This window comes from Stenotrophomonas sp. YJH_SMC_54 (assembly GCF_059368435.1).
Genome location: NZ_JCAFRS010000007.1, coordinates 245,990 through 257,713 on the forward strand (window position 1 = coordinate 245,990; position 11,724 = coordinate 257,713).

The window sequence follows — 11,724 nt, forward strand, 5'->3', positions numbered from 1 at the left end:
GGGGTTACTCCAGGGGTTGGGAATGCAATGACTGCAGCAGCCGGTAGCGGCCGGGCGGCAGGTTTCGTTCCACGGTGATGCGCGGCCCGAACTGGCTTCCCGGCGCGACGATGCGGCCGGGCAGGATGATCACGCCGACGCCCAGCGCGGCACCTTCGCCGATCCAGGCGCCGAGCTTGTCGCGCTGGCTGTCGATGACGGTGTCGCCGATGTGGACGGTGACCGTTGCCCCATCCAGGCGATGGTTGCTGGTACGCACCAGGGCGCCGAGGTAGACCCGGTCATCGATGCGGCTGTCGGCGATGAAGCACTGCGGGCCGATGCTGACCTGGTTGCCCAACCGTGCGTTCTTCAGTTCGCTGGCAAAGCCGATACGCGTGCCGTCACCGATGCACAGCGGGCCGCGCAGCAGTGCGTTGTTGCCGATCAGGCAGTCGCGGCCGATCGACACCGGACCCTGGACATGGGCGCCGTCGCAGATGCGACTGCCGGCACCGATCCGTACGGCGCCCTGCAGGGTGGCCCGTGGCGAGACCCCCGCGTCGGGATCAGTGTGGGGCGCAAGTGTCGACAGTGCCTCGGCCATCGCGGCGAGGTCATTCCACCACATGCGGGTACCTCGTCGGCTTGTCGCGCACGGGTTCGCGGCCGGTGAACAGCCCCGCCAGGCCATGAAACAGCCAGATCGCATAGGCGAGCAGTACATACAGCATCGAGAAGGCCGCCGCCGGCACCAGCCACGCGCGTCGGTGGTGGATGGCACTGATCACTGCCAGCAGCATGACGATGCCGGTCCAGAACAGCGGCATCACCGACAGGGCAAGGCCACCCGGTCCGTGCAGCCGGGCCGCGCCGAACCATACCTGCAGCGACAGCATGATGCCGGCCAGGGCGAGCAGCATCATCGGCAGGATGCTGAAAATGCCGAAGCGTGTCAGCAGCAGGCGGCGATGCAGGCGCATGCACACCGCATAGCCGACGATCCAGCGTCGCCAGCGCCGCCATTCCTCCACCAGCGTGTTGCATTCCTGCGGGTAGACCACGCAGCGGATGCTCTGGCGAACCCGATAGCCCTGCGCAACCAGCGACCAGGACATGTCGAGGTCTTCCACGCGGGTGCGATCGGAAAATCCGACCTTGCGCAGCACCGAAGTACGGAACAGGCCACACGAGCCGGAAACGATGAACGGTGCGCCGCCCAGCCATTGCTGGAAGCTGCGCTTGATCACGATCATCGGCAGTTTCAGGCTGGCGCGCACATGGGGGAGGAAGCCGGCGCCCTGCAGGCTGGACGAGGGGACCCCGCCAACCGCATCGGCGCCGCGCTCGATCTCGGCCAGCAGATAACCCAGGCCATGGCTGCGCGGATCGATATGGGTATCTGCATCGGTCAGGAACACCTGCTCGGCGGTTGCGTGCTGCAGCCCGTGCATCAGCGCCCCCCCTTGCCGGTGTTGGCCTGGTGCACGGCCACCAGGCGCCCGGGCCAGCGCGCCTGCAGCGCATCAAGCACCTGAGCCGTGTTGTCGGTGGAACCATCGTTGACACAGATCACCCGCGCCACGTACGGGTTTTCCAGCAGGCTGGCCAGCGAGCGCTCCAGGCATGGGGCTTCGTTGTAGGCCGGCACGATCGCGTCGATGCTGTACAGGCGGGTGCTGGGCCGGCGCGAGGCCTGCACGCAGATTCGTACCAGGATGAAAGCGCACATGGCCAGGAACAACAGCGTCTTCATCAAAGCACCAGACGGTAGGGCAGGAAGCCCTCGCTGGGACCGATGCCGATCTGCTGGCCACGGAACTGCGCATGGCAGCGGAGGTGGCTTTCCTGCATGTAGTGGCGATCGCCCTGGCTGGCATGCTCGCGCAGCGCGTGGATCTTCAGCTCCAGCTGCGCGCTGATGTCCTCGAACACCTGCGGCGCGAACTGCGGCAGGGTGCTGGGACTCTCATAGCAGAGGATCTGCGGAATGTGGCGGCAGGCGATGATCGACGCTTCGTGAACGGTGCGATGGTCCTGGTGATGATCCTCACCACACATCGTGTAGATGCGGCCTGGTTCGATCAGCGTGCAGACCTGTTCGATCGACGCAATGATGTCGTTGCGGCAGGCGGGGAATCGCGTGTCCGGGAAATCCTGCTGGATCACCTCGGCCACCCCGAGCCGGCGCAGGGCGCGATGCGATTCATCGCTGCGATCGATGCCGGCGTGGCAGCCCCGGCCGCCGCGGCTGAGTACCAGTGCATGGATGCGTGAGCCGGCGCGGGCGAGCTTTGCCAGGCTGCCACCGCAACCGAGTTCGATGTCATCTGGATGGGCACCGATTGCCAGAATGTTCAATGTCATGGCCGTGTCCTAGCGGAAGCCGGGTGCGCGGCGGCCAGGCATGCTGTCCCCGCGCGAAGGAGGCGGGAACTATCTCAGCGTGAAAATGCAGCGGCTCTAGGATTCATACGAAATTCCGGGATTCGGGTAAGAATGGACGCTGCGTCATGGCGAGCTCAGCGGAAAATGGCCCTGGAACTGTCGGAACTGAAGAACGAACTGGCCCACTTCGGTGCCGAAAACGACGCCCGTGAAGTCGAACGCGGCCGCCGCATGCTCAACATCACGCCAGATACGGGCGAATTCCTCGCGGTGCTGGTGCGCTTCGGCACTGCGCGCCGCGTACTGGAGATCGGCACCTCCAACGGCTATTCGACGCTGTGGCTGGCCGAGGCTGCCGCCGCCATCGACGGCCACGTGACCACGCTGGAATACGCCGAGGACAAGGCGGCGATGGCGCGTGACACCTTCGCGCGCAGTGGCCTGGCCGATCGCATCACGCTGGTCCACGACGATGCCGGGCCGTGGCTGGCAGAGGCCGCCGATGCCAGCATTGACCTGCTGTTCCTCGATTCGGACCGCGGGCAATACGCCGGCTGGTGGCCGCAGCTGCGCCGCGTGCTGCGCCCGGGCGGCCTGCTGGTGGTGGACAACGCCACCTCGCATGCGGGAGAGATGGAACCGCTGCGGACGCTGCTGGAGTCTGACGCGAACTTCAGCACCAGCCTGGTGCCGGTGGGCAACGGCGAGCTGCTGGCCGTACGCAACGCCTGACCGCCGTGCTGCCCGCGCCTGATCCGGTAGTGCCGGTCGCGCCTGATCTGGTAGTGCCGGCCGCTGGCCGGCAACCCCAACAGCCAGACGATCCGCAGGCAGCCGGCCAGCGGCCAGCTCTACCGCATTCAGTGCCCAGCCTCGATAATCCCGCCGTGAGCACCGAACCCGATACCCTCGCCGCGGTCGAGACTGAAACCGTGCCCCTGCAGCTGCTGCACCTGGATGAGCGCCTGGCCGTGGTCAACAAGCCTGCCGGGCTGATGGTCCACGACAGCAAGCTGGCCCGTGGCGAAGACGACTTCCTGGCCGACCGCCTGCGCGAGCAGCTGGGCCGCCCGATCTTCCTCGTGCATCGCCTGGACCGGGCCACCAGCGGCTGCCTGCTGCTGGCCTTTGACCGCGAGACCGCCAGTGCGCTGGGCAAGGCGCTGATGGGTGGCGAGGTGCTGAAGGACTACCTGACCGTCTGCCGGGGCTGGCCGGCCGAACTCGCCTGGCAGGTCGATCATGATCTGGACGGCGGCCCGGGCAAACCGGTGAAAAAGCCGGCGGTCACCGACTTCCAGCGCCTGGCCACCGGCGAGTTGTCGGTGCCGGTCGGCGAGTTCACCCGCTCGCGTTATGCGTTGCTGCGCTGCCAGCCACAGACCGGGCGCTTCCGGCAGATCCGCCGGCACCTCAAGCACCTGTCGCATCACATGATCGGCGACACCAGCCATGGTGATGGCCGCCACAACCGCATCTTCCGCATGCAGGGCGTGCACCGCATGCTGCTGCACGCCGAGCGCCTGCGGTTCCCGCATCCGGACGGTGGCACGGTGGATGTGCGTGCGCCGCTGGATCGTGAGTTCCAGAAGGCGCTGGACCTGTTCGGCTGGCAGGTGGACCTATAGACGGTAGTGCCGGCCGCTGGCCGGCATCTGCCTGATCCCAACCGTACGAGGTTGCCGGCCAGCGGCCGGCACGACCTCACTTCTTTTCCGGCTCGTTGACGATCGCTTCCAGGTCCTTCTGCAGGTCCGCGAACAGCGGCTGCATGCGCGCCTGGATCGCCACCATCACGTTCTGCATCAGGGCCGGGGTCTTGTCCAGCAGGCTCTGGCCGGCCGCGCTCTCGTAGAACTCGGCCATCGCCAGCACGTCTTCCTTGCTGAAAGTCTTCTTGTACAGGTCCACGTACATCGGCCGCAGCTGCTGCCAGGACAGTGCCTGGCGCAGGGTCTGGCTGGTCCGTGCCTGGATCCGCTTCAGCTGCTCCTGCTGCTGGGCATTGAGCTGGCGCTGTGCGGCCACCTGCTGGAACTGCTGCTGCTGCATCGCCTCGATCTGCGGCAGCATGGTGTCGATCATGCTCTGCGCACGTGACGCGGACAGCAGGCGGTTGATGTCGCCATCGGTCGGCGGCGCGGCCAGGGCGGGGACACTGGCCACGGCCAGCGCCAGCAGCAGGGCGGCGCGGCGCAGCAGGGAGGGCAGGGCGGGTGCGGAGCGGGTCATGCGAAGCTTCCTGCGGTACATGGGACGGCCAGCATACCCGCAGCCAAGGCGAAGGCGGCGTGTTCGGTACCTGATCGGCGGCATACGGCGCGCGATGCGCACTCCGACACGTGGCTGCCGCTACAATGCGCGGATGGGCAGTGGACCGGTCACCATCAACGCGCAGCTTGAAATCCCCGACGGCGAGATCGTCGAGCGGTTCGTGCGTGCCAGCGGTGCCGGTGGCCAGAACGTCAACAAGGTCTCCACTGCGGTGGAACTGCGTTTCGACGTGGCCAACTCGCCATCGTTGCCCGAACCGTTGCGCACGCGCCTGCTGGCGCGGCGTGACCGGCGCATGACCGGCGAAGGCGTGCTGGTCATCGACGCGCAACGTTTCCGCACCCAGGATCGCAATCGCGAGGATGCGCGCGAGCGGCTGGCGGCCTTCATCCAGGCCGGGCTGAGCGTGCCCAAACCGCGCAAGGCCACCAAGCCGACCCTCGGGTCGAAACTGCGTCGTCTGGACGCCAAACGCGGGCGCGCGCAGATCAAGCGCGGGCGCTCATCACGTGACTGGGAGTGATTGCTTGAACAACCCGACTCCGCTGCTGCCGGCCGTGCCGCCGCAGATGCCACAGGTCAAACCCAACGCCTTCCTGCGCTGGCTGGCGCGCTGCACCCTGCGCATGGGCGGCTGGAAGGTGACCGGCACCCTGCCTGACATCCCGCGCCTGGTGTTCATCATCGCGCCGCATTCGTCCAACTGGGACGGCCTGTGGGGCATGGCGGCCAAGATCGCGCTGGGCATGAAGGTGAAGGTGCTGGGCAAGGCCTCGCTGTTCTGGTGGCCGCTGGGGCCGCTGCTGCACAAGCTGGGCGTGATCCCGCTGGACCGCAGCTCGCCGCAGGGCACGGTGGGCCAGGCGGTGGACCTGCTGCGCAACAACGAGAAGATGTGGTTCGCCATCACCCCCGAGGGCACCCGAAAGGCGGTGAAGGAGTGGAAGGCCGGCTTCCTGAAGATCGCCCGGATGGCCGACGTGCCGATCCTGGCCGCCTATTTCCATTACCCGGAAAAGACCATCGGCATCGGCCCGCTGTTCCAGCCGACCGGAGACGATGCTGCCGACATGGCCGCCATCCGCGAGTTCTACCGGCCGTGGATCGGCAAGACCCGCGGCACGGTCTGAGCCGGCCGCAGGCCGTCGCATAGACGCCACGTCCGGCACATGCCGGGCGAGCGCGACAGGAGTAGGGTGGAGGGCTGGTATTCCATACCGTCTGCCCAAGGAGCGTTTTACATGTCGCGTACCGTAGTCCTGGCCGCCGCCATCAGCCTGGCGCTGGCGGCCTGTTCCGGCAAGGAGTCCACCCCCGTGTCCGATGCCCAGAAAGCCCCGGCCCAGCAGCCGGCCGAAGCCTCCACCAATCCGCTGCTGAGCGCCAGCACGCTGCCGTTCCAGGCGCCGCAGTTCGACAAGATCAAGGACAGCGACTACCTGCCGGCCTTCGAAGAAGGCATGCGCCAGCACCTGGCCGACGTTCGCAAGATCGCCGACAGCAGCGAGCCGGCCACCTTCGACAACACCATCGTGGCGATGGAGCGCAGCGGCGAGACCCTGACCCGCGTGTCGCGCATCTTCTTCGGCCTGGTCCAGGCCGATACCAACGATGCGCGCCAGAAGATCCAGGAAGAAGTGGCGCCGAAGCTGGCTGCGCACCAGGACGAGATCAACCTCGACCCGAAGCTGTTCGCGCGCGTGAAGTCGATCTATGACCAGCGCGACACCCTTGAACTGGATCCGGTGCAGAAGCGCCTGGTCGAGCACTACTACGATGGCCTGGTGCGCGCCGGTGCACAGCTGTCCGACGCCGACAAGGCATCGCTGCGCAAGCTCAACGTGGAAGAAACCACCCTTTCCACCCAGTTCCACACCCGCCTGGTGGCCGCTACCGCCGCTGCGGCCGTTGTCGTTGACGACAAGGCCAAGCTGGCCGGCCTGGACGAGGATGCGATCAACAACGCCGCCAACGCAGCGAAGGAGCGCAAGCTGGATGGCAAGTTCCTGCTGCCGCTGCAGAACACCACCCAGCAGCCGGTGCTCGGCTCGCTGAGTGACCGCGACCAGCGTGCCGCCGTGCTGAAGGCTTCGGAAACCCGCGCCGAGCGTGGCGATGCCAACGACACCCGGCAGACCGTGCAGCGCCTGGCCCAGCTGCGTGCGCAGAAGGCCAAGCTGCTTGGCTTCGACACCTTCGCCGACTACCAGCTGGGCGACCAGATGGCCAAGACCCCGGCTGCCGCGCTGAAGCTGCTGACCGACACCGTGCCGGCCGCTACCGCCAAGGCGCGCGCCGAAGCCGGCGAGATCCAGAAGGTGATCGACGCGCAGAAGGGCGGCTTCCAGGTCGCCGCCTCGGACTGGGATTTCTACGCCGAGCAGGTGCGCAAGGCCAAGTACGATCTGGACGAGTCGCAGATCAAGCCGTACTTCGAACTGGACAACGTGCTGCAGAACGGCGTCTTCTACGCCGCCACCCAGCTGTACGGCATCACCTTCAAGCCGCGTACCGACATTCCGACCTACAACCCGGACATGAAGGTGTACGAAGTGTTCGACAAGGACGGCACCTCGCTGGCCCTGTTCTACACCGACTACTTCAAGCGTGACAGCAAGTCTGGCGGCGCCTGGATGGACGTGTTCGTCGAGCAGGACGGCCTGACCGGCGCCAAGCCGGTGGTCTACAACGTCTGCAACTTCACCAAGCCGGCCGCCGGCCAGCCTGCGCTGATCAGCTTCGACGACGTCACCACCATGTTCCATGAGTTCGGCCATGCACTGCATGGCATGTTCTCGAACGTGAAGTATCCGTCGATTGCCGGCACCGCCACCTCGCGCGACTTCGTCGAGTTCCCGTCGCAGTTCAACGAGCACTGGGCGCTGGACCCGAAGGTGTTCGCCAACTACGCCAAGCACTACAAGACCGGCGAGGCGATGCCGCAGGAGCTGGTCGACAAGATCCTCAAGGCACGCAGCTTCAACCAGGGCTATGCGACCACCGAGTACCTGTCGGCCGCACTGCTGGACCTGGCCTGGCACACGCAGAAGGCCGACGCGCCGCTGCAGGACGTCGGCGCCTTTGAAGCCAGCGCGCTGAAGAAGTTCAAGGTCGACCTGCCGCAGGTGCCGCCGCGTTACCGCACCACCTACTTCGACCACATCTGGGGTGGCGGTTACTCGGCCGGCTACTACGCCTACTTCTGGGCCGAAGTGCTGGATCATGACGCCTACCAGTGGTTCACCGAACACGGTGGCCTGACCGCCGCCAATGGCCAGGAATTCCGCGACAAGATCCTCTCGCGCGGCAACAGCGTGGAGCTGTCGACCCTGTACCGCGATTTCCGCGGCAAGGACCCGTCGGTGGAACCGCTGCTGAAGTTCCGCGGACTGAAATAAGCGCGACCTGAAGTACGAAAGAAATAACGGCGGAGGAAACCCCGCCGTTTTTCGTTGAATCGATACCATCGACAGATTCCGCAGTTTGCCGCTCATCCACGCATGGCGTGGATCCATGCATCGACCAAGGTCGACACCCACCAGAAGCAGGCCATGCTGTTCCGACAGTTCGCGGAGATCTGTCGAAGGCGGGGTGGGTCCGGTTGCGGGGGTGTCCGCGGCATGGATGCCGCGGCCAAGCTTACAGGCACGTACTTGCAGCGTCCCCCGCAACCGGACCCACCCCGCCATCCCCCAGGAAAACGGCTTTGGCTGTTGCTGTCGAGGTTGCCGGCCAGCGGCCGGCACTACCGGGTGCCGGGCACAGCCCGGCCATCACGTCCCCACGTGCACGCGATTGGCCTGTTCGGCCAATCCCAGGTGATCCAGCGCGATGTCCAGCGCCAGCACATAGCTCTGCGCACCGTACCCGGCGGCGATGCCCAGGCGCTGGCCGACACCGGCCGGCAGGCACGGCTCGGCCACCGCGCCGTCGTCATGTACTTCCACGTAGGCGTTGTGCAGGTAGGGCAGCAGGCGCTGAAGACGCAGGCTGTTGGCACAGGCACCCGGATCGAGCAGCGTCACCTCGCCGCGGCTGTGGTCGGCCACGCGCAGGGCGTCCAGCAGTTCCTGTTCCGAGCCGCAGGCGCGTATCGCCACGCTGGTGCCGGCGTCGATCGCCCGGTGCACCAACGACTTCAGTACCGGTGCCGGCAGCGGCATGGCGGTACGGATCAGCGCACCGGCGGCTTCCGGGCCACGGATGATGAAGATCGACATGGCTCAGCCCTCCTGCGCCAGGCGGCGGCCGACGATGGCCAGCGACAACGGATAACCGGCCTGCTGGCTGCGCTGGTCAATGACCACCGCCGCCGGGCCATGCTGCAGTCGCAGGCGCGCCTCCAGGCCGGGCTCGCTGGGTGCCTGCAACTCGATGTACTGCGCCGGCAGCCGTTCCAGCGCCGCCTGCAGCGCACCGCCCTCGGCCTGCCATTGCGCCTCGTCGGCCACGCCGACATCCAGCAGCACCCAGTCGGCCGAACGCGCCTGTGGCTGGCACAGGCACTGGCGCACTTCGGACAGGCTGGCGCAGTCGCTGCACAGCACGCGATGGCCGCTCAGCTGCGCCGGCAATTGCGGGCGCGGCGCGGACGAAGATGCGTGGCGGATCACCAGGAGGGTCATACAACACCTTGCGGAATGCGCCCTGCGGCGCGGTGGGCACACGATGCGCGCGCTGGCCGTAAAGGTGCGATGCCCGCGGCCGGTCCCGCGCGTAAAACCTGCGTAACCCGGCACTACCGGGAACCTCTCCCCCCGTGTGTGGTCTGATGCAGCTACCACCCACCCGGAGCCTGCCATGGACGCCGTTGCCCGCCCTCCCTTTTCCGATCGCGCGCTGGCCTGGCTGAAGAAGGAGGCGCTGCCGTTGCTGGTGATGCTCGGCCTGCTCGCCGCCGCCCGCGATACCCTCGCCAACCACTACGTGGTGCCCAGCGGTTCGATGCAGCCGACCCTGCAGCCCGGCGACCGGGTGGTGGTGGACATGCGCGCCTACGGCCTGCGCCTGCCATTCACCAGCAAGGAACTGATGTCCACCGGCACGCCGCAGCGCGGCGAAGTGGCGGTATTCGATTCGCCAGCCGACGGCACCCGCCTGATCAAGCGCGTTGCCGCAGTGGCCGGTGACCATGTACAGCTGCACGAAGGGCACCTGACCATCAACGGCCAGCCGCTGCAGACTGCGGACCTGCAGGATGTGGAAGCCTTCGGTGAACGCCGTGCCAGCCTCGATCTGGACATGGGGGGCGGCCCGGACATCGCCGACCTGGTGGTGCCGGACGGCAAGGTGCTGGTGCTGGGTGACCACCGTGGCAACAGCTTCGATGGCCGCTTCTTCGGCTTCGTAGATGCCGACAAGGTCTACGGCCGTGCGGTGGCGGTGTACTACCGCCGCAGCGACGGTTTCGAGTGGCAGCGCCTGTAAGCTGAATTGATACTTCTTGAGTATCAATCCTGACTTATCAGGTTATGGATCGACTGGATGGACGGGCCTAGTCTGAGGCCCGTTCCCTCCCACGCCCGGCCGTCCCCACCGGCCCTTCGATTCCATGACTGGCGAAACTGCGGCGGCCGTTGAAGGCCGTCCCTCCACTCTCGATACCGGCACCGACACCCGCATCCAGCAGGGCACCCCGGCCTTCCGCCGCACCGCGCTGGCGCTGTTCCTGGCCGGCTTCTCCACCTTCGGCCTGCTGTACACCGTGCAGCCGCTGCTGCCCGAGTTCAGCCGTCACTTCGGCGTGTCCGCCGCCGGCAGCGCGATGTCGCTGTCGTTGACCACTGGCACGCTGGCGGTGGCGATGCTGCTGGCCGGCCTGCTGTCCGACGCGGTCGGCCGTCGCCCGTTGATGATCGTTGCGCTGTTGGCGTCGGCCATGCTGTCGCTGTGCACCGCGCTGGTGGACGACTGGACCACGCTGCTGGTGCTGCGGACCCTGCTTGGCCTGGCGCTGAGCGGCGTGCCGGCGGTAGCGATGACCTACCTGGTCGAGGAAATGGACAGCCGCGCGCTGGGCCTGGCGATGGGCCTGTACATCGGCGGCAACGCCATCGGTGGCATGAGCGGGCGCCTGCTGGCCGGCATCATCGCCGACCATTGGGGCTGGCGCTGGGGCATCGGCGTGGTCTCGATCATCGCCGTGGCCAGCACCGTGCTGCTGTGGCTGCAGCTGCCACCGTCGCGGCACTTCCATGCCCGTCGCGGCGGCCTGCGCCAATTGCCGTCGCGCTGGCGCACGCTGTTCGCCGACCCGGGCCTGCCGTGGCTGTTCGCCACCTCGTTCGTACTGATGGGCGTGTTCGTCACCCTCTACAACTACCTGGGCTATCACCTGCTGGCGCCGCCCTACCATCTCAGCCAGACCGTGGTCGGGCTGATCTTCAGCGTCTATCTGGTGGGTACCTTCAGTTCGGCGTGGATGGGCCAGCAGGCCACGCGCTACGGACGCGGCCGCATCCTGTCGATCTCGTTCGCGCTGATCGGCGCCGGCATCGCGCTGCTGGCGATGCCGTGGCTGAGCACGATGGCGCTGGGTATCGCACTGGTGACCTTCGGCTTCTTCGGTGGTCATTCCGTGGCCAGCAGCTGGGTTGGAAGCCGCGCCGGTGCGATGCGTGCGGAAGCCTCGGCGCTGTACCTGTTCGCCTACTACCTGGGGTCCAGCGTGCTGGGCGGTGTGGGTGGCCTGGCCTATGCAGCCTGGGACTGGCTTGGCGTGTGTGCGTTCGCCGCCGTGCTGACCCTGATCGGCGGTGGCATCGTCTGGACGCTGCAGCAGCGCGCGCCACAGCCGGTCACGGCGTGACCCAACGCACGGCAGTGCCGGCCGCTGGCCGGCAACCACGGCGTGGCGGGTTTGCCGAGGTAGAGTCGACTGTTAGTCGACTGCTCTTCCATCAGATCGCGAAAACCCCGCGCTGCGCGCGATAGTCGACTAACTGTGTAAACCCACCACGTTGTTCAGCAGGACTCTGGAAATAGGTGGCTGGCCACCGATCCCCATGTGAGGGCGGTGCCAGTTGTAGTGGTGCAGCCATTGGGTCAGCACGGAATTGCGCTGGTCCGAGGAGGCGTATTCGC

Annotated in this window: 13 protein-coding genes and 1 pseudogene; 7 read left to right on the top strand and 7 right to left on the bottom strand. The window is 66.7% G+C overall.

The genetic code is table 11. The features are described from left to right. Positions 1-4 precede the first annotated feature (4 nt). The 3 genes and pseudogenes from AC5P5S_RS10935 to AC5P5S_RS10945 form a co-directional block, all read right to left on the bottom strand. Positions 5-610 (bottom strand): LbetaH domain-containing protein, encoded by a 606-nt coding sequence (locus AC5P5S_RS10935; protein ID WP_087802879.1) that lies wholly within the window; start codon positions 608-610, stop codon positions 5-7. Further along, positions 597-1,735: pseudogene (locus tag AC5P5S_RS10940) on the bottom strand (glycosyltransferase family 2 protein). The gene AC5P5S_RS10935 and the pseudogene AC5P5S_RS10940 overlap by 14 nt, the downstream one beginning before the upstream one ends. After that, positions 1,735-2,346 carry a PIG-L deacetylase family protein gene (locus tag AC5P5S_RS10945; protein ID WP_043035697.1) on the bottom strand — a complete coding sequence of 204 codons (612 nt, stop codon included), beginning with the start codon at positions 2,344-2,346 and terminating at the stop codon, positions 1,735-1,737. The pseudogene AC5P5S_RS10940 and the gene AC5P5S_RS10945 overlap by 1 nt, the downstream one beginning before the upstream one ends. 165 nt (positions 2,347-2,511) lie before the next feature. Here AC5P5S_RS10945 and AC5P5S_RS10950 point away from each other — a divergent pair, with 165 nt between their 5' ends. Beyond that, the gene (locus tag AC5P5S_RS10950) at positions 2,512-3,099 is read left to right on the top strand and encodes an O-methyltransferase (protein ID WP_005411908.1); all 588 of its coding nucleotides are present in this window, start codon (positions 2,512-2,514) and stop codon (positions 3,097-3,099) included. Positions 3,100-3,254: 155 nt separating this feature from the next. After that, a complete protein-coding gene (locus AC5P5S_RS10955; protein ID WP_231336682.1) occupies positions 3,255-3,995 on the top strand; it encodes a pseudouridine synthase in 741 nt (246 codons plus the stop codon). 76 nt (positions 3,996-4,071) lie between these two features. Here AC5P5S_RS10955 and AC5P5S_RS10960 read toward each other — a convergent pair whose 3' ends face one another. Then, the gene (locus tag AC5P5S_RS10960) at positions 4,072-4,599 is read right to left on the bottom strand and encodes a DUF2059 domain-containing protein (RefSeq protein ID WP_005407643.1); all 528 of its coding nucleotides are present in this window, start codon (positions 4,597-4,599) and stop codon (positions 4,072-4,074) included. Between the two features lie 133 nt (positions 4,600-4,732). Between AC5P5S_RS10960 and arfB the strand changes: the two genes are divergently transcribed. From arfB to dcp, 3 genes are all read left to right on the top strand, one after another. Then, complete coding sequence (arfB, locus tag AC5P5S_RS10965) at positions 4,733-5,164, top strand: alternative ribosome rescue aminoacyl-tRNA hydrolase ArfB (protein WP_005407644.1); 432 nt, start codon at positions 4,733-4,735, stop codon at positions 5,162-5,164. Between the two features lie 4 nt (positions 5,165-5,168). Continuing rightward, positions 5,169-5,771 (top strand): lysophospholipid acyltransferase family protein, encoded by a 603-nt coding sequence (locus tag AC5P5S_RS10970; protein ID WP_005407645.1) that lies wholly within the window; start codon positions 5,169-5,171, stop codon positions 5,769-5,771. Between the two features lie 111 nt (positions 5,772-5,882). After that, the gene (gene dcp / locus AC5P5S_RS10975) at positions 5,883-8,039 is read left to right on the top strand and encodes a peptidyl-dipeptidase Dcp (RefSeq protein WP_012478784.1); all 2,157 of its coding nucleotides are present in this window, start codon (positions 5,883-5,885) and stop codon (positions 8,037-8,039) included. A 375-nt stretch (positions 8,040-8,414) separates the two neighbouring features. Here dcp and AC5P5S_RS10980 read toward each other — a convergent pair whose 3' ends face one another. After that, positions 8,415-8,861 (bottom strand): 3-dehydroquinate dehydratase, encoded by a 447-nt coding sequence (locus tag AC5P5S_RS10980; protein WP_004153636.1) that lies wholly within the window; start codon positions 8,859-8,861, stop codon positions 8,415-8,417. Between the two features lie 3 nt (positions 8,862-8,864). Continuing rightward, the gene (locus tag AC5P5S_RS10985; RefSeq protein ID WP_049459209.1) at positions 8,865-9,266 is read right to left on the bottom strand and encodes a hypothetical protein; all 402 of its coding nucleotides are present in this window, start codon (positions 9,264-9,266) and stop codon (positions 8,865-8,867) included. Positions 9,267-9,441: 175 nt separating this feature from the next. Here AC5P5S_RS10985 and lepB point away from each other — a divergent pair, with 175 nt between their 5' ends. After that, on the top strand, positions 9,442-10,068 hold the full coding sequence (gene lepB / locus AC5P5S_RS10990; protein ID WP_231336683.1) for a signal peptidase I: 627 nt from the start codon (positions 9,442-9,444) through the stop codon (positions 10,066-10,068). 124 nt (positions 10,069-10,192) lie between these two features. Beyond that, a complete protein-coding gene (locus AC5P5S_RS10995) occupies positions 10,193-11,449 on the top strand; it encodes an MFS transporter (RefSeq protein WP_111198172.1) in 1,257 nt (418 codons plus the stop codon). 129 nt (positions 11,450-11,578) lie between these two features. Here the strand turns inward: AC5P5S_RS10995 and AC5P5S_RS11000 are convergent. Then, on the bottom strand, positions 11,579-11,724 hold a 146-nt coding region (locus tag AC5P5S_RS11000; RefSeq protein WP_143565881.1), incomplete at its 5' end, for an integrase core domain-containing protein.